The following is a 24,277-nucleotide window of genomic DNA, read 5'->3' on the forward strand; positions in this document are numbered from 1 at the left end:
TTGTAGGAATCAACCTTCTAGTCTTAGTAAAAAATCCTACATTAACTTTCCTCAACAAATCCCGAGAAGATCTTGAACCCCAAAAAAAACAAGTGCTACAACAGTGACGCGCTGAAAGGCGCACTCAAACCAACTCTATAGGAGCATTAGCCATGGGACGTCGTCGTTCTGAAATCCACACTCTGCAGATCCCACGCGTGATGAACTACACATTCACCGAGTCCGAGGTTGAATTTCTCAACCTTCTGTAAGTGACAAACCAGAAGGGGCTTAGCCCCTTCTGGCTCTACCAAGGAGCAGAACATGATCACCGAACGCGAGCTGAACATAGAAGAGGCCTACAACCGCTTGACAAGAATGCATCATCACTTAGGGCTTCAATCGAAAACAGAACTATCAAAAAAGAATAGCCTGGTCGCCACATGCCACTTATACGACAGCGCCTACAAAGAAGTTTCTTGCGGAGCAGGAAAAGGGGAGCATTGCGAACTAGGAGCCCTTGCCGAGAGCCTAGAGCATTACTTCGTCGACAAGAGCACTCCACCACTCATCGAAAGCGACCAAATTTTGCAATCGATAGCCCCATTTGACGATTGGCTCCTAAAATCCATTCCCCCGGATTGCCGAATACCTTATTTCAGTCTTCAGGCATTGAACAGCTACGACGAAATAGCCATTCCCGCGATATTGATAGCACCTTCCTCCAGAAACATTGATGAAATCGAAAAAACTGCAGCGGGCTTTCTTTCCAAATATTCGACTAACTCTGGTACAGCACTTGGCTGCACGGAGAACGAGGCTCTGCTCCACGCCATCAATGAAGCTATCGAACGTCACGCACTTTCTATGTACTACCTATCACTTTGTGGCCTGACTTCCCCACCCAAACTTTACCAACCTTCGAGTTCTTTTCTGGAAGAAACATTTGCCCATGATACCGAGCTTCTCCGCCGAGCCAAAAAACTAGAAATATACTTGACGCACGACTTCTACGAAGTTCCATTTTGCATTGCTGTTTCTCGTAGTAAAAAAGAAGGCTCACTCAGCAGCATTGGCTCCGGCAGCTCCATCAACCCCTCCATTGCAATGTACCGCGCCGTAACGGAACAGATTCAGTGCGAGCAGCTTTCTGGGGCCACAGAAAAACAAGAAGATCTCTCTGCTGAAAAAATGCTTACTCATTCAACCCGCCTTTCAGCACTTATACACCCATGCCCCACATATGCTGTACCCGCTTTTCACCCTCCGCATACCGATCTCAGCGTGCGCGGGCAAGTCAAGCGAACACTGATCAACTTGGAGAAACATAATAAGTTCGCATTCTATCGCACACTTTATGAGCACCCGAATCTCGCTACGGTTGTTCAGGTGTTCATACCCGGACTTGAACGCTTCCACCTGATCAGATCAGGTATTCCAGTCGCGCCACAGAGTGCACTCAAAGGCATAAGGCAATGACATGCAAATCTATAGAGGAATTCTCGCCGCCCTCGGCGCGACACTGCTCCTGAAAATCGCGACCGTCGTACCTGCTCTAGTCTTGGCCGACATCATTGACAACCTGGCCACCTCAGCCGCGTCTTCCCAGCTTCTGCTAGGAGCCTTCATATGCCTTGTCGCATTACAAGCCTCAATGACCCCTCTACAAGCCTGGTGCCTGGCGCGGCTTTGCCAGGAACGCGTGAAGCAACTTTCCATCCGCTGGTGCCGCGAATTGCTGGACAAGCGCTTCGAGGCCTATGGACAACTCCATGGCGGAACACTGGTAAAAGTACTGGATAGGGGCATTACCGCACAGGAGCGGTGGTTAGGCTTTCTGATTGGCTCGGCATGGCCGGTGCTAGCCGAAGCTGCAGTGCTGATAACGCTCTTCGCTTACCTGGGGGCTACTTCGGTATTGATCGGCCTCATCCCTTTGAGCCTGGCCTACCTGTGGGCCAACGATCGCCTGGTGCGCTGGCGCCGGCCACATATCGAGGCAGTGAACGCGCGCGAGGATGAACTGGCGGAACAATGGGTCGATACCTTCGCCAGCGCGGCAACGGTCAAACTGGAAAAGGCCGAGGATGCCGCAATGCTCCCGGTCAACCAGACACTTTCGCACTATGCCGACTCAGCAGTGCAGGTAGCTCACAGTGGGGGTTGGATTCAGAGCCTGCGCACCCTGTTCATAGGCCTGGGCAGTGGCGGTTTGCTCATGTGGGGTATCCATGATCAGGCTCTGGCAACACCGCAATTGAGCCTGGGCGAGCTGGTTGCTCTCTTCACCTTGGTGAGCGGATTGCTGGCAGGGGTTGCGCAACTTGCTGAGGCCTGGCGATTGCTAGACCAGTTTCGGCTAGACAAACGCAAACTCGAACACTGGCTCCAGCTCCCCTCGTTCGGCCCAGCATGCACTACTGAGGCGAAGTCCCAAGACAAGGACGCTGGCCTAAGCATCGCCCCGTGCCAGTTGAGCGCTCGAGATACTGTACAACTTCACATCGAAGAACCCTTGGTACTGCACAAAGGAGAACGGGTCGCACTGATCGGGCCCAGCGGATGTGGTAAATCGACACTTCTGCATACGCTGGCGGGAACGATATTCCCGTTGCGCAAGAATGTGCAGCTGCACGGCAGGTGCCTGGCGTCGCTCGACGCTAGTGAACAATTCAGTCGATTACGACTCTGCCCTCAGGATGCGCATTTCATACCCGGCCCCCTGCCCCGCGCGGTGCTGTTCGAGCAAGCTCATGATCGCGCTCAAATCGAACGATGGCTTGAACGGTTGGGCCTGAGCAAAGACTGGTACGAACTTGATCTGGATGCACGCGCAGAATCGATATCGGGCGGCGAAGCACGCAGGCTGACGCTGCTACGCCTTCTTAATCAGCCTGGGGAATTCAATTTCTTTGACGAACCCACAGCCGGGCTCGATGCCGCGTCGGCAGAGCGTACCTGGGACCTGTTGTTCGAAGCATTTAAAGGGCGAGGGCTGATTTGCGTGACGCATGATCAGAGCGCACTGTCGCGGTTTGACCGGGTGATCACCCTGAGCGAGGGGCGGATCATCAGCCAAGGGCAAACGAACATCGCTCAGATTTCAGAGCTAGCAGGCGCACCACAAACCTTGTAGGAGCGGCCTTGCTAGCTCAATGGGTTATTCATCATCATCAAAGTTGTACATCCCCGGCGCCAAGTTCTCGAACCGGGTGTACTTGCCGATAAACGCCAAACGCACGAAGCCGATGGGGCCGTTACGCTGTTTGCCGATGATGATTTCCGCCACGCCCTTGTGCTCGGTCTCGGGGTGGTACACCTCGTCGCGGTACACGAACATGATCACGTCGGCGTCCTGCTCGATTGCACCGGATTCACGCAAGTCGGAGTTCACCGGGCGTTTGTTCGGGCGCTGTTCCAGCGAGCGGTTCAGCTGCGAAAGGGCAATGACCGGGCAGTTGAATTCTTTGGCCAGGGCCTTGAGCGAGCGGGAAATCTCGGAAATTTCGTTGGTACGGTTGTCACCGGCCGACCCCGGAATCTGCATCAGCTGCAGGTAGTCGACCATGATCATGGCGATCTCGCCATGCTCACGGGCCAGGCGGCGGGTACGCGCGCGCATTTCCGAGGGGCTGATACCCGCTGTATCGTCGATGAACAATTTTCGGTCGTTGAGCAGGTTCACTGCCGAGGTCAGGCGCGGCCAGTCGTCGTCATCCAGCTGGCCGGAACGGACCTTGGTCTGGTCGATACGACCCAGAGACGAGAGCATACGCATGATCAGCGACTCACCTGGCATCTCGAGGGAGAACACCAGCACCGCCTTGTCGGTCCGCAGTACGGCGTTTTCCACCAGGTTCATGGCGAAGGTGGTCTTACCCATCGACGGACGGCCGGCGACGATGATCAAGTCTGCCGCCTGCAGGCCGCTGGTCTTCTCGTCCAGGTCGGTGTACCCGGTGGAGATACCGGTGATGTCACTGTCGGAGTTGAACAGCGTATCGATGCGGTCGATGGCCATGGTCAACAGCTCGTTGACGCCCACCGGGCCGCCGGTTTTAGGCCGCGCCTCGGCGATCTGGAAGATCTGCCGTTCGGCATCGTCGAGAATCTCGGCAGCGTTGCGCCCCTGCGGGTTGAACGCGTTGTCGGCGATGTCGGTACTGATGCTGATCAGCTGGCGCAACGTGGCCCGCTCGCGAATGATCGCGGCGTAGGCCTTGATGTTGGCCACCGAAGGGGTGTTCTTGGCCAGCTCGGCCAGGTAAGCCAAACCGCCGATCTGCGAGGACAGGCCTTCCTTGTCCAACTGCTCGTGCAGGGTCACCACGTCGAATGGCTGGTTGGCGTCGGCCAACTTGTGCACAGCGCGGAAGATCAGCCGGTGGTCATGCCGGTAGAAATCGCCGTCCGACACCTGGTCCAGCACCCGCTCCCAGGCATTGTTGTCCAGCATCAGGCCACCGAGCACGGCCTGTTCGGCCTCGATGGAATGCGGCGGTACCTTCAGGGCTGCGGTTTGCAGGTCAAGCTGTTCGGAGGTGGTGATCTCGTTCATGGCCACGAAAGAATTCTGGAGGATGAAAAAGACAAAGGGCACGGCCTGTCGAAAACAGGACCGTGCCCGATGTTAACCGCCTGACTCGCAAGGAGCCAGCCAGTTAGCGCAGCTTAGGCAGCTACGACGACCACGCGTACGGTGGCTTCAACGTCGCTGTGCAGGTGCACGGCTACGTCGTATTCGCCAACCTGACGGATGGTGCCGTTCGGCAGACGAACTTCAGCCTTGGCCACTTCAACGCCGGAGGCGGTCAGGGCGTCAGCGATGTCGTGGGTGCCGATCGAACCGAACAGCTTGCCTTCGTCGCCAGCGGTGGCAGTGATGGTCACTTCCAGCTCGGCCAGTTGGGCAGCGCGGCTTTCAGCCGAAGCTTTCTTGTCAGCGGCTGCTTTTTCCAGCTCGGCACGACGCTCTTCGAACGCAGCCAGGTTGGCGGCGTTGGCAACGGTGGCCTTGCCGAATGGCAGCAGGAAGTTACGGCCGTAACCAGCCTTAACTTTTACTTTGTCGCCCAGGTTGCCCAGGTTAGCGACTTTTTCCAGCAGGATCAGTTCCATTTGGTAAAACCTCTTAACTTTTAACCTTCACCGTTCGCGGAGTCTTTCCCCGGAGGGGACTTGCGACCGCGAAAATCAATCAGGCTGTCGACAATGGCCAAAACCATCAGCAACGGATAAATCAGCTGCATGATCAGCGGTAGCGTCACGTACATCCCCACCAGCCAGAAACCGGCCAGTCGGCCCTGTGCCACCAGCCCGTGCATCAAGGCGATGCCGGCCAGCACCAGTACCAGGCTGGAAGCCGATGCCAGGATGATGAACTGCGGGCCGATAAACGGCGCCACCACCATCACTGCCACCAAGACCGCCATGGTCTGTTTCGGCAACTTCAGTTCGCGAAACTCGCGACCGAAGCCTCCAGGGTTGTACAACGCTGCCTGCCAATAGCGCGCCAGCATCAACGCCAGCACACTGAACAATTGCACCGTCACTGCTGTGGAAGCGACCAGCACAGGGCGGATCAGCTCACCGGAGAGCACCGGTTGCCCTTCGATTTTCGGCATGGCTTCGGCAAACGCCTTGGCCAGCACATCGAAGGTTTGCGCCAGCGCCAGATCAAGCACGAGGCTGAAAGCCACGGCGAACACGGCACTGGCGAGCAACACCCGGCTCCAGGGATGCTCGGCACGCAACATGGCGGCCAGGGCCAAGGCACCCGCAATCACCAGAAAGGTGATGGGATCGCCCATGACCCACACGGCCAGCCCGGCCAGCAAGCCGCCGGCGATGACCGATGTAGCATCCTTGAACCCACGCCGCAGCAGCACAAGGCTGCCGGCAGCGGCACTCAACCAGAACAGCAGCGGCAGTACCGCGCTGATGACCACCACCAGGGTGGCCTGCACACGACCGCGCATGATGAAACTTGCTAACGCTCGCATGCTAATCCCTTACTGCTTGTCGACGACCCGGTCTCAGCGGCCGTGGCTGTCGGTGTAGGGCAGCAGGGCCAGGAAGCGGGCGCGCTTGATAGCGGTAGCCAGCTGACGCTGATAACGAGCTTTGGTACCGGTGATACGGCTTGGAACGATCTTGCCGGTTTCGGATACGTAAGCTTTCAGGGTGTTGAGATCTTTGAAGTCGATCTCTTTCACGTCTTCAGCAGTGAAGCGGCAGAATTTACGACGACGGAAGAAACGTGCCATTTAATAGGCTCCTCTAAAGGTCCGTGGATTACTCGTCAGCGTTATCGCTGGAGTCGCTGTCATTGCTGTCGTCGCCTTCGGCGGAGTCAGCATGCTCAGGACGCTCGCGACGCTCACGGCGCTCGCTGCGGTTCTCTTCAGCCTTCAGCATCTCGGACTGGCCGGTAACGGCTTCGTCGCGACGGATGACCAGGTTACGGATAACGGCATCGTTGTAGCGGAAGTTGTCTTCCAGCTCGGCCAGGGCCTTGCCGGTGCACTCAACGTTCAGCATCACGTAGTGAGCCTTGTGAACATTGTTGATTGCGTAGGCCAGTTGACGACGGCCCCAGTCTTCCAGGCGGTGGATTTTGCCACCATCTTCTTCGATCAGCTTGGTGTAACGCTCAACCATGCCGCCGACTTGTTCGCTCTGGTCCGGGTGAACCAGGAAGATGATTTCGTAATGACGCATGAATGCTCCTTACGGGTTAGTAGTCTGCCAGTGAATCTGGTCAGACAAGGAGTGAATGACACTGTATGTCTTGCACGGAGGGGAGGCACATGAGCGCCTGCCAGCTCGGCAAGGGGCGCAATTGTAGAGAAGCCGGGGCGCACAAGCAAGGTGATTGGTGAATATTTGAACAGCCTGAAACATATTCACAGGCTGCGGGCCCTTTCGCGGGTAAACCCGCTCCTACAGGGGAACGCAATCACCCTGTAGGAGCGGGTTCACCCGCGAATAGGCCGGAACAGGCTGAGAATCAGCGCTTGGCCTGGCGCTGACGCACGGCTTCGAACAGGCAAACCCCGGTCGCCACCGACACGTTAAGGCTGCTGACGCTACCCGCCATCGGCAACTTCACCAGGAAGTCGCAATGCTCACGGGTAAGCCGGCGCATGCCCTTGCCTTCCGCCCCCATGATCATCACCAGTGGCCCGGTCAGGTCCTGCTGGTAGATCTCCTGCTCGGCCTCGCCAGCAGTACCCACTACCCACAGGCCACGCTGCTGCAACTTCTCAAGCGTACGCGCCAGGTTGGTCACAGCCACCAGCGGAATGACTTCGGCCGCCCCACAAGCCACCTTTCGCACAACCGGCGTCAGCGTTGCGGACTTGTCCTTGGGCACGATCACTGCCGTGGCACCGGCCGCATCCGCGGTACGCAAACAAGCACCGAGGTTGTGCGGGTCGGTCACGCCGTCCAGCACCAGGATCAGCGGCGGCGTTTCTGTGCGCTCAAGCAGCTCTTCGAGCATCAGCTCGCCCCACACCTGGCTCGGACTGACCTCGGCTACAACGCCTTGGTGCACGCCTTCGACCCAGGCATCCATCTCACGGCGCTCGGCCTGGCCGACCGGCACGCGGTTTTCCGCGGCCAGCGCCAGCAAGGTTTCGAGGCGTGGCTCGCTGCGGCCTTCCGACAGCCAGATCTGCTTGACCCGCTTTGGATGGTGCTGCAGCAATGCCTGCACGGCGTGTACGCCGTAGATTTTTTCCAGCTGACTCATGAATTGCTCTTGTTTTTGCGTGGTGCGCCGGACTTCGGCGGGCCTTTACGGTGCTTGGTCGGTTTGCCGGACGGCTTGCCACCTTTCTCCGATTTGCTGCCAGCACTGCTGCGCGCGTCGGTCATCAGCGCTTTCTTCATCTCGCGGCTTTTGCGCACTTCAGCGTTACGCTGCACAGCATCCTTGGGGAAGTACGCTTCGGACGCTTCGCTTTTGCGGCTGCGCGGCTTGGGCGTGGCTTTCGCTTCGGTTGCCGGCTGCTGCTCGGCTTTTTCGGCAACCGGCGCGGCGCCACGCTGCTTGCGGCCGATCGGTGCGGCGAGGGTCTTTTCCGACACTTCGAAGTCGATCTTGCGCTCATCCAGATCAACACGCATGACCTTGACTTCGATGGTGTCGCCCAAGCGGAAGCTGCGACCGGTGCGCTCGCCGGCCAGGCGATGGTGTACCGGGTCGAAGTGGTAGTAGTCACCCGGCAACGCACTGACGTGCACCAGGCCCTCTACATAGATATCGGTCAGTTCGACGAACAGGCCGAAACCGGTCACCGCAGTGATCACACCCGGGAAGGTCTCGCCCACGCGGTCTTTCATGAACTCGCACTTGAGCCAGTTGACCACGTCACGGGTGGCTTCGTCGGCCCGGCGCTCGGTCATCGAGCACTGCTCGCCGAGTTGCTCCAGGGTGTTTTCGTCGTACGGGTAGATACGCGCCTTGGGAATGCTCATGGCGCCTGCACGCTTGACGTGCGGGGTATCGACCTTGGAGCGGATGATGCTGCGAATGGCGCGATGCACCAGCAGGTCCGGGTAACGACGGATCGGCGAGGTGAAGTGGGTGTACGCCTCGTAATTCAGGCCGAAGTGGCCGTTGTTCTCGGTGCTGTACACGGCCTGGCTCAGCGAGCGCAGCATCACCGTCTGGATCAGGTGGAAGTCCGGGCGACCGGCGATGCTCGCCAGCAGGGCCTGGTAATCCTTCGGCGACGGGTCCTTGCCCTTGTGCAGGCTCAGGCCCAGCTCGCCGAGGAAGGCGCGCAGTTTTTCCAGGCGCTCCGGCGGCGGGCCGTCGTGCACGCGGTACAGGGCCGGTACGCCGTGCTTCTGCAGGAACTCGGCGGTGGCCACGTTGGCCGCCAGCATGCATTCCTCGATCAGCTTGTGGGCGTCGTTGCGCACGGTCGGGCGGATTTCGGCGATCTTGCGCTCGTCGCCGAAGATGATGCGGGTTTCCTGGGTCTCGAAGTCGATTGCACCCCGGGTGTGACGCGCCTCCACCAGCACCTTGTACAGGTTGTACAGGTTCTTCAGGTCGGGCACGACTTCCTTGTATTCCTCGCGCAGCGCCTTGCCCTCACGGGTACGCGAGTGCTCGAGCATGCTGCTGACCTTGTTGTAGGTCAGCCGGGCATGGGAGTGGATCACGCCTTCGTAGAACTGGTAGTCGACCATCTGGCCGGCTTTGTTCATGGTCATTTCACAGACCATGGCCAACCGGTCGACATGGGGGTTCAGCGAGCACAGGCCGTTGGACAGCTCTTCGGGGAGCATCGGCACCACGCGCTCGGGGAAGTACACCGAGTTACCGCGCTGCTGGGCTTCGACATCCAGGGCAGAGCCCAGACGCACGTAGCTGGAGACGTCAGCGATGGCCACGTACAGGCGCCAGCCACCGGAGAACAGACGCAGCTTGCCCAGCGGTTCGCAATAAACGGCATCGTCGAAGTCGCGGGCGTCTTCACCGTCGATGGTGACGAACGGCAGATGACGCAGGTCGACACGCTTCTCTTTGTCCTTCTCCTCGACTTCGGAGCGGAACTTGCGTGCCTCCTTGACCACATCATTAGGCCAGACGTGCGGAATGTCGTAGCTGCGCAGGGCAACGTCGATTTCCATGCCCGGTGCCATGTAGTTGCCGATGACTTCGACCACATCGCCTTGCGGCTGGAAGCGCGGCGTTGGCCAGTGGGTGATCTTGATCTCGACGAACTGGCCGATCTTGGCACCGCCGTTGCGCCCGGCGGTCACCAGCACTTCCTGCTGGATCTTCGGGTTGTCCGGGGTCACGTAGCCGATGCCGCCCTCTTCGAAATAGCGGCCGACCACGCTTTCGTGGGCACGGGAGATGACTTCGACCAGCACGCCTTCACGGCGACCACGGCGGTCCACACCGGAGACGCGGGCCAAACCGCGGTCGCCGTCGAACACCAGTCGCATCTGGGACGGGCTGAGGAACAGGTCTTCGCTGCCGTCATCGGGAATAAGGAAGCCGAAGCCGTCGCGGTGGCCGGAGACGCGACCACAGATCAGGTCCAGCTTGTCTACCGGGGCATAAGTGCCGCGCCGGGTATAGATAAGCTGGCCATCGCGCTCCATGGCACGCAGGCGGCGGCGCAGGGCTTCGATCTGGTCTTCTTCATACAGACCGAACTCTTTTGCCAGCTCCTCGCGGGCAGCAGGTTCGCCTCGGTCGGCGAGACGCTGCAGGATCAGCTCACGGCTGGGAATGGGGTTGTCGTATTTTTCCGCTTCGCGAGCGGCCTCGGGATCGAGGGATTGCCAATCGGCCATCAGAAGGGGTTCACCTTGGGGTATATAGATAGGAATTCTGGCATAGGCCTATTGAAACCGGAAATGTCTGCCTTGGACAGCCCCCGCTGCAGTGCATAAACAGCAGAAATAGGCCTGTGGAATCAACAAGTTGAATTTTTTGAATTTTTTTTCGATTGGGGGCTTTACAGCCTTGGGGAGCGTCCGTATAGTGCGCACCACAACGACGGACAACCCCGAAGTTGTAGTAGAGATGAACGACGCTGTAAAGCATCAAGTAACCTCGAATGTGTGCCCAGGTGGCGGAATTGGTAGACGCGCTGGTTTCAGGTATCAGTGACCGCAAGGTCGTGGAAGTTCGAGTCTTCTCCTGGGCACCAAGTATTTTCAAGTAGCAGATGACCAAGGATCTGTTACTACTGTGTGAAAGCGAACGATAGTCGCCTTCTGCAGATGATGTAAAGCTTTGCCCAGGTGGCGGAATTGGTAGACGCGCTGGTTTCAGGTATCAGTGACCGCAAGGTCGTGGAAGTTCGAGTCTTCTCCTGGGCACCATACAAAAACCCACTAGCTTGCTAGTGGGTTTTTTCTTGCCTGCGTTTTTTGTGCCCCCTCCCCCCCGATACGCGCACGTCGTAGGAGCGGGTTCACCCGCGAAGAGGCCCGTACAGGCAACACACGCCCAGCCCCCCCTCCTTGCACCATGGTCTGACCATGAATTTCTCGTCACCCGGCCACTTGAGAAACAATTTCGTTTACCATTGTTTCCAAATATGTAGCCGTAAGCGAGGAAGTACCCGCATGACGATCCGCCCGCAACCGCTGATGCGTACCCTGGCCGCCGCAGTGCTGAGCCTGGTCATCGGCGCTCCGGCCGCCATGGCAGACGCACCGGTCACGCTGACCATGTACAACGGTCAGCACAAGGAAATCGGCGAAGCCATTGCCAAGGCCTATGAGGCCAAGACCGGCATTCACATCGACATCCGCAAAGGCAGCAGCAACCAGCTGGCCAGCCAGATCATCGAGGAAGGCGACCGTTCGCCGGCCGACATCATCTACACCGAAGAGTCCCCGCCCCTGAACAACCTGGGCGAGCTGGGCCTGCTGGCCAAGATTGACGACGCCACGTTGAACATGATGCCCAAGGAGTACGTTGGCGCCAACGGCACCTGGATGGGTATCACTGCCCGTACGCGCATCGTGGTGTACAACCCGAAGAAAGTCGACGAGAAAGACCTGCCAACCACGGTGATGGACTTCGCCAACCCTGAGTGGGAAGGCCGCGTCGGCTACGTCCCTACCAGCGGTGCGTTCCAGGAGCAGGCCGTGGCCATTCTGAAGATGCACGGGCGTGAAGCCACCGAAGAATGGTTGACTGGCTTGAAAGCCTTCGGCAAGACCTACACCAACAACATGGTCGCCCTCAAAGCCGTGGAAAAAGGTGAAGTGGCTGCGGTACTGGTTAACAACTACTACTGGTACGCGCTTGAACGCGAACGCGGCAAGCTGGACACCAAGCTCTACTACCTGGCCGACGGCGATGCTGGCAACCTGGTCACTATCTCCGGCGCAGCCGTGGTCAAGGCCAGCAAACACCCGAAAGAAGCCCAGGCCCTGCTCAACTGGATGGCCAGCGAGGAAGGCCAGCGCGTGATCACCCAGACCACCGCCGAGTACCCGCTGCACAAGGGCATGGTTTCTGACCGCGGCCTGAAACCGTTCGACGAGCTGCGCCCGCCGAAGATCTCGCCAGCTGACCTGGGCAATGCCGAGGAAGCCATCGAACTTGAGCGTGAGGTCGGCCTGCTCTGATGACTGCCGCCCTGTCCGAACCGGTGCCGGTACGCTTCGTACCGCGCCGCAAGCGCCCTTCCGTCTGGGTAGTGCTGCCTGTGCTGTTCCTTGTGGCAATGAGCTTGCTGCCACTGGCTTATGTCGCCATCAAAGCCTGGGAAGCCGGCTGGCGCGAAGCTTTGCACCTGCTGTGGCGGCCCTTTGTCTGGGGGCTGATGCGCAACACCCTGATGCTGATGGTCGGGGTGACGCTGACCTGCATGGTGGTCGGCCTGGCACTGGCCTGGCTGCTGGAGCGCAGCAACCTGGCCGGCCGCCGGTTGTGGGGTGTGGTGCTGTGCCTGCCATTCGCCGTGCCGTCGTTCGTCAGCAGCTTCACCTGGGTGTCGCTAAGTTCGGACTTTGAAGGCCTGGGCGGCGCGATCATGGTCATGGCCCTGTCCAAATACCCGCTGGTGTTCCTGCCCGTTGCCGCGACCCTGCGCAACCTCGACACGTCGCTGGAGGAGTCGGCACGCACCCTGGGTTGCAGCCGCTGGGGGGTGTTCAGCAAAGTCACCCTGCCACTGCTGTGGCCGTCGATGCTCGGCGGTGCGCTACTGATTGCCCTGCATATGCTGGTGGAGTTTGGCGCATTGTCGATCCTCGGCCTGCAAACCTTTACCACGGCGATCTACCAGCAGTTCGAACTGGAGTTCAGCAACGCCAACGCGGCCATGCTGTCTGCCGTGCTGCTGGCGATGTGCCTGGCAATGCTGTGGCTGGAACTGCGGGTGCGCGGCAAAGCCCGCCATGTACGTATCGGCCAGGGCGTAGCGCGTCGTGCGCAACCGGTGCGGCTGCGCGGCTGGGCGGTGCTGGCTCAACTGTTCTGCGTGGGCCTGGCGGTGCTGGGCAGCGGCATTCCGCTGGCGATGCTCGGTTACTGGCTGAGCGTGGGTTCTTCGGCGGCATTCCCGGTGGCGGCCATCTCGAAGGCGTTGTTCACCTCGCTGTCGGTGTCGCTGGGCGGTGCCGGCTTCTGTGTGCTGCTGGCTCTGCCTATCAGCTTCCTGGTGGTGCGCTACAAAGGCCGCCTGGCGATTTGGGCCGAGCGTCTACCCTATCTGCTGCACGCCCTACCCGGCCTGGTGATTGCCCTGACGTTGGTGTTCTTCGCCCTGCACTACGTGCCGGCGCTGTACCAGACCACGGCCTTGCTGCTGTTGGCCTATGCGCTGCTGTTCCTGCCGTTGGCGCAATCACCGGTGCGCACCGCGCTGAACAAGGCTTCGCCGACGCTGGAAGAAGCCGCGCGCACGCTTGGCGCGAGCAGCTTTGCCGCGTTCTGCCGGGTGACCTTACCGATCATCTTCCCGGCCATGGCGGCAGCCTTTGCGCTGGTGTTCCTGGATGCCATGAAAGAGCTGACGGCTACCCTGCTGCTCAGCCCGACCGGCATGACCACCTTGGCCACCGAGGTGTGGGCACACACAGCCAACGTCGAGTTCGCGGCAGCGGCGCCTTATGCTGCGTTGCTGATCGTGGTGTCGGGGTTGCCGGTTTACTTGCTGACTACGCGGATGTATCTGAACAAGGCATGAACTTCTTCGCGGGTTTGCCCGCTTCCACAAGCACAGCGCCGTACTCAGGGCCTGCGCTGTACCTGTGGGGGCTTGCCGGCCATCAGATGTTACGCAGCATGCGCCGCACAATTGGCCCATGGGCCTTGCCGACCGGCAACATGTAAAGCCGGCCGAAGGTGTTGAAGCACTGCACCGAGGTGGTCACGCTCAAGCGCTGACACCCCTCCCCCTGATCATCTAGATCCACACTCACCATTACAGCCAGGTGCGTATCACGCGAGGTCAGGACCAGTTGCTGGTCGCTGATGGCCTCGACCCTGAAAAAGTCCAGATGCTCACCCACTGCCGGCACCCGCTCGGGGCTACGCGATGAGAAACCGTGAATGGCAGTGACGTTGAAGCGCCGCGAGATGAAGTCGCGCAAGCGGAACGCCTGGGCCAGCCAGCCGGGGACATCCGAGGTCATCGCGCAGTAGGCTTGAAGCGCGGTCATGGGTGCAGCGATGTGCACGCTGTCGCAATGAAGAAAATCCAGCTCGGCCGGGGCGGCGACTAGTTGGGCAGACATGAACAACTCCCTTTGCCATGTGTCGTCGCCATCATAGCAACAGCGCCCTCTGTAGGAGCGGCCTTGTGTCGCGATGGGCTGCGAGGCAGCCCCTGGGTATTGGCGACAACCTATGAATTGCCGGGGCTACTTTGCAGCCCATCGCGACACAAAACCGCTCCTACAAGAACCGGGTCAGGCCCTGAACTGGCCCAGGCTGGCTCGCAGCTGCGCTGCCAGTTCATCCAGCACCTTGCTGCTGGCCGTAGTCTGCATCACCACCTCGGCCGAGCGCTCGGCCTGGGCATGAATGGTTTCTACCCGCCCACGCACCGCCTGCGCACCGCTCGCCTGCTGTTCGGCCGCCCGCGTTGCCAGGCCTATGGCCGCATGCACCTGTTCCACGGCCGCCTGCACCGACTGCTGGCGGCGTTCGTTGTCACGCAGCACCAGCAACCCTTCACTGGCCTTGAGCCCGGCCTGGCTGATAGTGGCCACGGCTTCCTTGGCGCCCTTCTGCAACGCAGCGATATGGGCCTGGATATCCCCGGTGGAGCTCTGCGTCTTGCTCGCCAGTGCGCGCACCTCGTCGGCCACCACGGCAAAGCCGCGCCCGGTTTCGCCAGCACGGGCCGCCTCGATGGCGGCGTTCAAGGCCAACAGGTTGGTCTGTTCGGCAATCCCGTGAATCACCGTCAGCACCACTTCGATCTGCTCGCTCTGCTTGGCCAAGCGCTCGATCACCTGAGAGCCGGCATCCACCTGCCCGGCCAGGTTCTCGATCAAACCCGCCAGTTGGGTCGAAGTGCGGCTGTTTTCATCCGTGGCCTGGCGGATATCCACCACCTGCTGCAACGCCGCCTGCATCGCATGGCTTTCGGCCTGGGCTTCGTCGGCCATGCTCGACAGGTCGCGCAGGCTCGCCGCTACTTCGTCGCGCTGCAACGCGGCGGCAGCATCGGCACCGGCATTACGCTGGGCCATCGCGCCAATCTCGACACCGGTGCGCTGCGCCACTTCACCCGCCTCGCGCACAATCGGCTGCAACTTGTCGACAAAGCGGTTCACTGCCGAGGCCATGTCGCCGATTTCATCTCGGCTGTCGAGCGGCACGCGCTTGGTCAAGTCACCTTCGCCGGCCGCCAAGTCATCGAGAGCGGCAATCAACAGGCGCAGCTTGCTCAGTACCCGGCGGCCTAGCACCAAAGCCACCACTACCAGCACCCCGAGGCCGACCAGCACCAGGCCCAGACCGATACGCCAGCGCAGCTCTGCAGCGGCATCGCGCACGGTTTGCGCGGTATTGGCCTGCATGGCGGCAGCACTGCTCTGCGCCTTCTCCAGGCGCTCACGCAGGGTCTTACCGCTATCGGCAGCAGCACCGACCAGGCTGTCGCCAACCAACTGCTCTCCGCTAGCGATCAGCGCCGCGAAGCGCTGGTCCAGCGCCTTTAGCTCATGGTCGATGCCGGCAGTGGAAACCCCCATCACCACCTTACCGATTTCCGTGCCATTGGGGCTGATCGAGGCTTCGACGAAGTACACCGCCGGGTCACGCCGGGCAGCATCAATCACCTTGTCCAGCGCACGCTCGCCCTGACCCTTTTCCATCAAGGCCTGGTTGATCGGGTTTTGCCGGTTGAGGTAGCGCGTCAGGTGCTGACCCTGAGCGTCGTCATACACCACGAACAGCACGTTCGGGTTGCGCTGAGCGCGTCGTGCGAAATCCGAGAGCACCGGCACGTCGTTGTCCCAAATCGCCCGCGGCGCAACCGAAGCCAGCAGCTCGGCCATGTCGTTGGCGGAGTCCTTGAGGTTCTTCTCCAGGGTGCTGCGCAGTTGCTGCTGTTCGCTTTGCAGGCGCTCCGACAACCCTGCGCTCAGGCGCTGGCGGGTACTGCTCGACAGGCCGTCGAGCCCAGAGCGCACATCTTGCCCGGCTTGCTCCAGATCGCTTGCGAGTTGGCGACTGTCATTACCCAGTCGCTCGCCAAGGTCAGCCTCCAGGGCGGTGACCGTGCTTCGGGTGAGCGCAACGGCAACCAGCACCTGCACCAAAAGAGCGATACCAAGGGCAACAAACACAGGCCGCAAGAGGCGGCTTCGTAACAGTGAGAGGATGGCAGACACGGTGTAACCCTCGTGTTTTCTGGCGCCACTATTTTGATGGCATCTACAGAAACTTCTTACAGCAAGGGTTGTGCCGTAGGTTGCGGGGAAATGCGCCAAGGTCTAGCAATGGGGTTTCGTGTGCCGGCCCTTTCGCGGGTGAACCCGCTCCTACAACGGCCTGGGCCCCACCCCTGATGTGTACTCACACCCAATCAATGTAGGAGCGGGTTTACCCGCGAATACGGTAGCGGCGGCAACGGTGGATTGGCCAGCCCCGGCATACCCACAAATGAAAACGCCGCAGCCCTTCTCAGGGCCGCGGCGTCAGATCAGCCTGGAGGGCAGATCAGGCGAACGGATGACGCAGCACGATGGTCTCGTTGCGGTCCGGGCCGGTCGAAATGATGTCGATCGGCGCGCCAACCAACTCTTCGATGCGCTTGATGTAGTCACGCGCAGCTTGCGGCAGCTCTTCCAGGGTTTTCACACCCAGAGTCGACTCGCTCCAGCCTGGCATCTCTTCGTACACCGGCTCAAGACCAATGTAGCTGTCGGCATCGGAAGGCGCGTCAATGACGGCACCGTTCTCGTTCTTGTAGCCAACGCAGATGTTGATGGTTTCCAGGCCGTCCAGTACGTCCAGCTTGGTCAGGCAGATGCCCGAGATGCTGTTGACGTCGATGGCGCGACGCAGGATCACGGCATCGAACCAGCCGCAACGACGGGCACGGCCGGTGGTGGAGCCGAACTCGTGGCCACGCTTGGCCAGGGTAGCACCGGTCTCGTCGAACAGTTCGGTCGGGAACGGACCGGAACCCACGCGAGTGGTGTAGGCCTTGGTGATGCCGAGGATGTAGTCGAGGTACATCGGGCCGACGCCGGAGCCGGTGGAAATACCGCCAGCAGTGGTGTTGGAGCTGGTGACGTACGGGTAGGTGCCGTGGTCGATGTCCAGCAGCGAGCCCTGGGCGCCTTCGAACATGATGTCCTTGCCGGCGCGACGCAGGTTGTGCAGCTCGGCGGTGACGTCGAGCATCATCGGCTTGAGCTGTTCGGCGTAAGCCATGCACTCGTCCAGCGTCTGCTGGAAGTCGATGGCTGGCTCTTTGTAGTAGTTCACCAGCTGGAAGTTGTGGTAATCCAGCAGCTCACCCAGCTTGGCAGCGAAACGCTCGCGGTGGAACAGATCACCCACACGCAGGCCGCGACGTGCCACCTTGTCTTCGTAAGCTGGGCCGATACCACGGCCGGTGGTGCCGATCTTGGCTTCGCCACGGGCTTTTTCGCGGGCCTGATCCAGGGCCACATGGTACGACAGGATCAGCGGCGCAGCCGGGGAAATGCGCAGGCGCTCGCGCACCGGTACGCCTTTCTCTTCCAGCTTGGTGATTTCACGCATCAGTGCATCCGGGGCAACGACCACGCCGTTACCGATCAGGCACTGTACGCCTTCACGCAGGATGCCGGACGGAATCAGGTGCAGAACGGTCTTTTCACCGTTGATCACCAGGGTGTGACCCGCATTGTGGCCACCCTGGTAGCGCACTACGGCGGCAGCATGTTCGGTCAGCAGATCGACGATCTTGCCTTTGCCCTCATCACCCCACTGGGTGCCCAGGACGACGACATTCTTACCCATTACATTGGTCCTCATTCACGCAAACTTGGTTGCCGGCCTGTTGCCGACGCAGAAACTCACTGGGCCAGCGGCAGAACCTGCCAGCGCCCGTCTTGCTGAATCAATTGCCGATCACAATCCGCCTCGAGAGCAGCACTCAACGGCTGGCCAGGCAGAGCCTGAACCACACGCTGGCCCTCGTTGCGCAACTGGCAGACTTGCTGCCAGAGGGCCGCATCGCCACTGTCCGGCATCCAGATGCCGCCAGTTGGCAATACGACCTCCGCTCGCCCCAGTGTGACCAGGGTCTTCAAATCCGTGGAGAAACCAGTGGCCGGGCGCGCCCGGCCAAAGTCGGCGCCGATATCGTCGTAGCGCCCGCCCTGGGCGATCGATTGGCCTTCGCCTGGCACGAACACGGCGAACACCACGCCCGTGTGATAGTGGTAACCACGCAGCTCGCCGAGGTCGAAGTACAGCGGCAGGTCCGGGTAGCGCGACGCCAGGCGATCAGCGATCGCCAGCAGGTCGTCCAGCGCCGCCAGCACGCTGGCCGGGGCGCGACCGAGGCGCACGCGGGCTTCAGCCAGTACTTCACGACCACCGCACAGCTCGACCAGGGCGCGCAGCATGTTGCCCAGGTCTTTCGGCAGGTCGGCGGTCAGCGCCTGCACTTCATCGACAGCCTTGCGTTGCATGGCGTCGAACAGCTGCTGTTCGACCGCGCCAGACAGGCCGGCGGCACGGGCCAGGCCGCGGTAAATACCGACGTGGCCCAGGTCCATGTGCACATCCGGCACATCGGCCAGTTGCAGCGTGGCGAGCATCAGGCTGATGACTTCGACGTCGCTGGTAGGGCTGGCATCGCCGTACAGCTCGGCACCCAGCTGGATCGGGCTGCGCGAGGTGGACAGGGCACGCGGCTGGGCGTGCAGCACGCTGCCGGCATAGCACAGGCGGCTCGGGCCCTCACGGCGCAGTGTGTGCGCATCGATACGCGCTACCTGCGGGGTGAAGTCGGCGCGGAAGCCCATCAGGCGGCCGGACTGCGGGTCCACTACCTTGAAGGTGCGCTGATCCAGGTCCTGGCCGGCGCCGGTAAGCAGCGACTCCAGGTACTCGATATGCGGGGTGACGACCAGTTCGTAGCCCCAACTCTGGAACAGGTCCAACACCTGGCGGCGCGCGATTTCGATGCGCGCAGCCTCAGGTGGCAGTACTTCCTCGATGCCATCTGGCAGCAGCCAGCGGTCTACCGTTGCCATTACGCCATTTCCCCTCTGGTCCGGGCGGCTTGCCAGCAGGCAAACCGTCAGAAAAGCCGGTATCGCGCACAGCAGCGGGCAGCACTGATCCCAGCGCAGCCACCGTACCCGACACCCTCAAATTGCCTTGCGAGCTGACCAAACTGTCAACCGGCGCTGTGCCAATCAACCTTGCAGACGCAAAAAAGCCGGGAAATTTCCCGGCTGCCTCATCATACACCCCTTTTCATTCAGGATGCACCCCGCCTGGTGCATTAGCTGCCAGGCGGGGTGCCGCTGCATGAAAATCAGGGCCTGAGCATCACGGTCTGCTCTTGTCCAGGTAACGGAAGAATTCGTTCTTCGGGTCCAGGACCATCACGTCGCTCTTGCTCGAGAAGCTCTCGCGGTATGCCTGCAGGCTACGGTGGAACGCATAGAAATCAGCGTCCTGGCTGTAAGCCTTGGCATAGATAGCGGCCGCTTGGGCATCGCCATCACCACGGGTTTCTTCTGCTTCGCGATAAGCCTCGGCCAGCAGCACACGGCGCTGACGGTCGGCATCGGCACGGATACCCTCAGCCAGCTCGTTACCCTTGGCACGGTGCTCGCGGGCTTCACGCTCACGCTCGGTGCTCATGCGGTCGAACACGCTGCGGTTGACTTCCTTCGGCAGGTCGATGGCCTTGACGCGCACGTCGACCACCTCGATGCCCAGTTCCTTGCTCGCCATGCGGTTCAGCGATGCAGTGATGTCAGCCATCAGTGCATCACGTTCACCGGAAACCACTTCGTGCAGGGTACGTTTACCGAACTGGTCGCGCAGGCCACTTTCCAGACGACGCGACAGACGCTCGTCGGCGATCTGCTTCATGCCGGACGTGGCGGTGTAGAAGCGTTCAGCGTCCTTGACGCGCCACTTGGCGTAGGCGTCGACCATCACCGCTTTCTTTTCCAGGGTCAGGAACCGCTGGGTAGGCGCGTCGAGTGTCATCAGCCGGGCGTCGAACCTGCGCACCTGGTTCACGTACGGAATCTTTACGTGCAGGCCTGGCTGAACATCCGCCTGGACCACCTTACCGAAACGCAGCAGTACCGCCCGCTCGGTCTGGGACACGATGTAGAAGCTGTTCCAGGCCACAATGGCCAGGACCACGGCGGCGATCAGGGCGATCAGCGATCTATTGCTCATCAGCGGCTCTCCCTAGTACGCAGCGGCTGCTGTTGCTGTTGCATGTCCTGCGCGGCACGAGCGGCCGCATCGTTAGCCGATGGCGACGCGCTGGTGGTTGGCACGGACGGCTTGCGGCTGCCTTCGACCATCTTGTCCAGCGGCAGGTAGAGCAGGTTGCTCTGCCCGTCCTTGGTTGCCACCATGACCTTGCTCGAGTTGCTGTAGACCTCTTGCATGGTCTCCAGATACAGACGCTCACGGGTTACGTCAGGTGCCTTGCGGTACTCGGCAAGCAGCTTGGTGAAGCGGTCTGCCTCACCCTTGGCGCGGGCAATGACTTCGTCGCGGTAACCATTGGCATCCTCGATGATGCGCTGGGCCTGACCACGGGCTTCCGGCACCACGCCATTGGCATAGGACTCGGCCTGGTTGCGGGCACGCTGCTCGTCTTCGCGGGCGCGGATCACGTCGTCGAAGGCTTCCTGCACTTCACGCGGGGCTGCCGCGCTCTGTACGTTGACCTGGGTAACGGTGATACCGGTGCGGTAGTTGTCGAGGAAGCGCTGCAGGCGTTCGCGGATATCCACGGCCATCTGCTCACGACCTTCGGTCAACACCTGGTCCATCGAAGTGGAACCCACCACGTGGCGCAGGGCGCTGTCGGTCGCGTGCTGCAAGCTCACCTCAGGCTGGTCGACGTTGAGCACGAAGTCCTGCAGGTTGCTGATCTTGTACTGGACGGTCAGCGGCACCTCGACGATGTTCTCGTCTTCGGTCAGCATCTGGCCCTGCTTGGTGTAGGCACGCTCACGCGTGACGTTTTCCATGTACTTGCGATCAATCGGCGGGAAGTAGATGTTCAGGCCGGGACCGACCGTCTCATAGTACTTGCCGAAGCGCAACACAACCGCCTGCTCCTGCTCGTCGACCACATACACGGCGCTGTACAGCCAGATTGCAGCCAGCACCGCCAGGCCGATGCCCAGCAGGCCCAGGCCACCGCCCTTGCCGACATTGCGATCACCGCCGCCACGTTTCTTGCTGCCGCCGAACATGCCATTCAGGCTGTCCTGCAGTTTGCGGAAGGCCTCGTCCAGATCCGGTGGACCTTTCTTGTCACCACCGCCGCCACCGCCACCGCGGCGGCCGCCCCAGGGATCCTGATTGTTCGAGTTGCCACCCGGCTCGTTCCAAGCCATAGCGCTCTCCATCTGATAAAGCAAAGACGCGCCCACGGCGCGCCGTCCAATGCTACAGAATGCCTGTCACTGCTGCCCGGCGACCTCGACGAGCATTTATTGCAAAGTGTGTTGCTGGACAAACACTTGCGGCTCCATGCCTTCGCGGCTGACCAGGCGATTCAGTTCGACCATGGGCAGTCGCACGCTCAGCAGGCTGCGCCCTTCTTCATCATGCTCTTCACTCTGCACGGCACCCAGGGCAAAGAATTGCGCGCGCAAGCGGGCAAAACGCTGCTCCAGGCACAGGGTACCGACAAACAGATCATCCCCCAGCAACTCGGCAACCGCCTGGCCAACCAGCTCCAGGCCACGCCCATCGCGTGCCGATACCCAGACCCGTTCCGGCTTGCCATCGGCATTGCGCTGGATCTGTGGCTCGACATCTTCGAGCAAGTCGAGTTTGTTGTACACCTCCAGGATCGGCAACCCCTCGGCACCAATCTCACCCAACACCGCCAGCACCTGCTCGATCTGCTCCATGCGCTCTGGCTCATGGGCGTCGATCACATGCAGCAACAGGTCGGAGTTGCTCGACTCTTCGAGCGTAGCCCGAAATGCCTCGACCAGCTTGTGCGGCAAGTGGCGAATGAAGCCTACGGTGTCGGCCAGCACGATCGGCCCCAGGTCGTTGAGCTCGAGCCGGCGCAAGGTCGGGTCAAGGGTGGCGAACAACTGGTCCGCGGCATACACCTCGGATTCGGTCAGGGCGTTGAACAGCGTGGACTTGCCGGCGTTGGTATAACCCACCAGCGACACCGAGGGGATATCCGCGCGCTTGCGCCCGCGACGCGCCTGCTCACGCTGGCTGCGCACTTTCTCCAGGCGCGACTTGATCTGGCGTATACGCACCCGCAACAGGCGGCGGTCGGTTTCCAGCTGGGTTTCACCCGGGCCGCGCAGGCCGATACCACCTTTTTGTCGCTCAAGGTGAGTCCAGCCGCGCACCAGCCGCGTGCTCATGTGCTCCAGCTGGGCCAGTTCGACCTGCAGCTTGCCTTCATGGGTACGCGCCCGTTGGGCGAAGATATCGAGGATCAGCCCGGTACGGTCGAGCACACGACACTCGAACACACGTTCAAGGTTGCGCTCCTGACTGGGCGTGAGGGTGTGATTGAAAATCACCAGGTCTACCTGTTCGGCATGGACCAGGTCGTGCAGCTCTTCGACCTTGCCACTGCCAATCAGGTATTTGGCGGAAGGCTGATGCCTTGTCACCGTGACCAGCGAGACGATGTCGGCACCGGCCGACAATGCCAACTCCTGAAACTCCTGCGGGTCTTCGCGCGCCTCAGGGTTCTGACCTTCCAAGTGAACGAGCAACGCCCGCTCACCACCACCGTGGCGCTCAAAGAACAATGCAGGCTCCTATCAGGCGTTGCCTGGCTCGCTGTCGCCGTGCTCGCTGTCGGTCGGGCTTGGCAGGCGGACCGGACGGGCCGGAACTACGGTCGAGATGGCGTGCTTGTAGACCATCTGGCTGACGGTGTTCTTCAGCAATACCACGAACTGGTCGAACGATTCGATCGAGCCCTGCAGTTTGATACCGTTGACCAGGTAAATGGATACCGGGACCTTTTCTTTTCTCAAGGTATTCAAGTAAGGGTCTTGTAGCGAATGCCCTTTTGACATATGCCGCACTCCTGTAAGGATAAATAATAGAAAATCAATAAAAACGATAAATTAGGCCGCCCCTTCGCAAGAATAGACGGCAATCAGCAGGGACTCAGCTCAATATGGAGATGGCCCCAAGGTATTTCAAGGTGCGGGACAGATTGTCGCAGGCCAGGCTGTCAAGCCAGTGCACGTCAGGCCAGCCACGCAACCAGGTGAACTGCCGCTTGGCCAGCTGCCGGGTAGCAATGATACCGCGTTCACGCATCTCATTCTCAGTCAGCTTGCCATCCAGGTAATCCCACACTTGCCGATAACCCACTGCCCGTATAGACGGCAGCCCGGCGTGCAAGTCACTTCTGGCTCGCAGCGATCGGACCTCGTCAACGAAGCCCTGTTCCAGCATCTGCGAAAATCGTAACGCAATTCGCTGATGCAAAATGTGACGATCTGTAGGAGCAATCGCCAAACTGGCGACAGTATAGGGCAAATGTCCGCCGGCGCCTGCGTCTGCGCCGCGACTTTCCGCGAATTGACGCCGACGATGAGCTGTCATGCTCTCGCCGCTCACCCGGTATACCTCCAATGCCCGGATCAGCCGCTGCGGGTCATTGGGGTGGATACGTGCCGCGGACTCCGGGTCAACTTCAGCCAACTGGCGGTGCAGCTCGGCCAGGCCCAGGGCTTCAGCCTGCGCTTCCAGCTCGGCGCGCACCGTCGCATCGGCGGCCGGCATGTCGGCCAGGCCATCGATCAACGCCTTGTAATAGAGCATGGTGCCGCCGACCAGCAGCGGGATCTTGCCGCGCGCGGTGATCTCGGCCATGGCCTCCAGCGCGTCGGCACGGAACTGCGCGGCAGAATAGCTCTGGGCCGGGTCGCGAATGTCGATCAGCCGGTGCGGGTGAGCAGCGAGGATTTCTTTCGACGGCTTGGCCGAACCGATATCCATGCCACGGTAGACAAGTGCCGAATCGACGCTGATCAGTTCACACGGCAGCACCGTGGTCAGTTCGATGGCAAGGTCGGTCTTGCCGGCCGCCGTCGGACCCATCAGGAATATTGCAGGGGGCTTGCCGCTCAT

The 24,277-nt window shown here is 60.6% G+C and carries 20 protein-coding genes and 2 tRNA genes; 6 read left to right on the forward strand and 16 right to left on the reverse strand.

Features of this window, described 5'->3' with window-relative positions; genetic code table 11:
- Positions 1-303: 303 nt before the first annotated feature.
- Together ACZ889_RS01265 and ACZ889_RS01270 are read left to right on the forward strand one after the other, a co-directional pair.
- Positions 304-1,458, forward strand: coding sequence for a YcaO-like family protein (locus ACZ889_RS01265; RefSeq protein WP_476257131.1), 1,155 nt, complete (start codon positions 304-306; stop codon positions 1,456-1,458).
- A gap of 1 nt (position 1,459) precedes the next feature.
- Complete coding sequence (locus ACZ889_RS01270; protein ID WP_180689179.1) at positions 1,460-3,115, forward strand: ATP-binding cassette domain-containing protein; 1,656 nt, start codon at positions 1,460-1,462, stop codon at positions 3,113-3,115.
- A gap of 24 nt (positions 3,116-3,139) precedes the next feature.
- Here ACZ889_RS01270 and dnaB read toward each other — a convergent pair whose 3' ends face one another.
- From dnaB to rnr, 7 genes are all read right to left on the reverse strand, one after another.
- Complete coding sequence (gene dnaB, locus ACZ889_RS01275) at positions 3,140-4,537, reverse strand: replicative DNA helicase (protein ID WP_003249571.1); 1,398 nt, start codon at positions 4,535-4,537, stop codon at positions 3,140-3,142.
- A 113-nt stretch (positions 4,538-4,650) separates the two neighbouring features.
- Positions 4,651-5,097 carry a 50S ribosomal protein L9 gene (gene rplI, locus ACZ889_RS01280; RefSeq protein WP_003249568.1) on the reverse strand — a complete coding sequence of 149 codons (447 nt, stop codon included), beginning with the start codon at positions 5,095-5,097 and terminating at the stop codon, positions 4,651-4,653.
- A 20-nt stretch (positions 5,098-5,117) separates the two neighbouring features.
- Positions 5,118-5,981 (reverse strand): hypothetical protein, encoded by an 864-nt coding sequence (locus ACZ889_RS01285; protein ID WP_003249565.1) that lies wholly within the window; start codon positions 5,979-5,981, stop codon positions 5,118-5,120.
- A gap of 33 nt (positions 5,982-6,014) precedes the next feature.
- Entirely contained in the window at positions 6,015-6,245 is a 231-nt protein-coding gene (gene rpsR / locus ACZ889_RS01290) for a 30S ribosomal protein S18 (RefSeq protein WP_003249563.1), read from the reverse strand.
- 28 nt (positions 6,246-6,273) lie between these two features.
- Entirely contained in the window at positions 6,274-6,699 is a 426-nt protein-coding gene (gene rpsF, locus ACZ889_RS01295) for a 30S ribosomal protein S6 (RefSeq protein WP_003249557.1), read from the reverse strand.
- A gap of 289 nt (positions 6,700-6,988) precedes the next feature.
- Complete coding sequence (gene rlmB, locus ACZ889_RS01300) at positions 6,989-7,735, reverse strand: 23S rRNA (guanosine(2251)-2'-O)-methyltransferase RlmB (protein ID WP_003249554.1); 747 nt, start codon at positions 7,733-7,735, stop codon at positions 6,989-6,991.
- The gene (rnr, locus tag ACZ889_RS01305) at positions 7,732-10,305 is read right to left on the reverse strand and encodes a ribonuclease R (protein WP_003249552.1); all 2,574 of its coding nucleotides are present in this window, start codon (positions 10,303-10,305) and stop codon (positions 7,732-7,734) included. The genes rlmB and rnr overlap by 4 nt, the downstream gene beginning before the upstream one ends.
- A gap of 272 nt (positions 10,306-10,577) precedes the next feature.
- Here rnr and ACZ889_RS01310 point away from each other — a divergent pair.
- The 4 genes from ACZ889_RS01310 to ACZ889_RS01325 all read left to right on the forward strand — a co-directional run bounded on the left by ACZ889_RS01310 (position 10,578) and on the right by ACZ889_RS01325 (position 13,664).
- Positions 10,578-10,664 (forward strand) — tRNA-Leu (locus ACZ889_RS01310).
- Positions 10,665-10,752: 88 nt separating this feature from the next.
- Positions 10,753-10,839, forward strand: a tRNA-Leu gene (locus ACZ889_RS01315).
- A gap of 246 nt (positions 10,840-11,085) precedes the next feature.
- The gene (locus tag ACZ889_RS01320; RefSeq protein WP_476257132.1) at positions 11,086-12,099 is read left to right on the forward strand and encodes an extracellular solute-binding protein; all 1,014 of its coding nucleotides are present in this window, start codon (positions 11,086-11,088) and stop codon (positions 12,097-12,099) included.
- A complete protein-coding gene (locus tag ACZ889_RS01325; RefSeq protein ID WP_476257133.1) occupies positions 12,099-13,664 on the forward strand; it encodes an ABC transporter permease in 1,566 nt (521 codons plus the stop codon). Before ACZ889_RS01320 ends, ACZ889_RS01325 begins: the two co-directional genes overlap by 1 nt.
- 82 nt (positions 13,665-13,746) lie before the next feature.
- Here the strand turns inward: ACZ889_RS01325 and ACZ889_RS01330 are convergent, their stop codons facing one another.
- The 9 genes from ACZ889_RS01330 to miaA all read right to left on the reverse strand — a co-directional run bounded on the left by ACZ889_RS01330 (position 13,747) and on the right by miaA (position 24,277).
- Complete coding sequence (locus tag ACZ889_RS01330) at positions 13,747-14,214, reverse strand: DUF2867 domain-containing protein (protein WP_180689176.1); 468 nt, start codon at positions 14,212-14,214, stop codon at positions 13,747-13,749.
- Positions 14,215-14,388: 174 nt separating this feature from the next.
- Positions 14,389-16,323: a methyl-accepting chemotaxis protein gene (locus ACZ889_RS01335; protein WP_180689175.1), complete on the reverse strand. Its 1,935-nt coding sequence runs from the start codon at positions 16,321-16,323 to the stop codon at positions 14,389-14,391.
- 328 nt (positions 16,324-16,651) lie between these two features.
- Positions 16,652-17,944 (reverse strand): adenylosuccinate synthase, encoded by a 1,293-nt coding sequence (locus ACZ889_RS01340; RefSeq protein WP_003249542.1) that lies wholly within the window; start codon positions 17,942-17,944, stop codon positions 16,652-16,654.
- A gap of 56 nt (positions 17,945-18,000) precedes the next feature.
- On the reverse strand, positions 18,001-19,188 hold the full coding sequence (locus tag ACZ889_RS01345; RefSeq protein WP_003249540.1) for an ATP phosphoribosyltransferase regulatory subunit: 1,188 nt from the start codon (positions 19,186-19,188) through the stop codon (positions 18,001-18,003).
- Between the two features lie 301 nt (positions 19,189-19,489).
- A complete protein-coding gene (hflC, locus tag ACZ889_RS01350) occupies positions 19,490-20,359 on the reverse strand; it encodes a protease modulator HflC (RefSeq protein WP_003249538.1) in 870 nt (289 codons plus the stop codon).
- Positions 20,359-21,540, reverse strand: coding sequence for an FtsH protease activity modulator HflK (hflK, locus tag ACZ889_RS01355; RefSeq protein WP_003249536.1), 1,182 nt, complete (start codon positions 21,538-21,540; stop codon positions 20,359-20,361). Before hflK ends, hflC begins: the two co-directional genes overlap by 1 nt.
- A gap of 96 nt (positions 21,541-21,636) precedes the next feature.
- Positions 21,637-22,938, reverse strand: coding sequence for a ribosome rescue GTPase HflX (gene hflX, locus ACZ889_RS01360; protein WP_003249534.1), 1,302 nt, complete (start codon positions 22,936-22,938; stop codon positions 21,637-21,639).
- 12 nt (positions 22,939-22,950) lie between these two features.
- The gene (gene hfq, locus ACZ889_RS01365; protein WP_003249532.1) at positions 22,951-23,211 is read right to left on the reverse strand and encodes an RNA chaperone Hfq; all 261 of its coding nucleotides are present in this window, start codon (positions 23,209-23,211) and stop codon (positions 22,951-22,953) included.
- Between the two features lie 94 nt (positions 23,212-23,305).
- Positions 23,306-24,277: a tRNA (adenosine(37)-N6)-dimethylallyltransferase MiaA gene (gene miaA, locus ACZ889_RS01370; protein WP_392493145.1), complete on the reverse strand. Its 972-nt coding sequence runs from the start codon at positions 24,275-24,277 to the stop codon at positions 23,306-23,308.

It is taken from the genome of Pseudomonas sp. TE3895 (assembly GCF_056278855.1).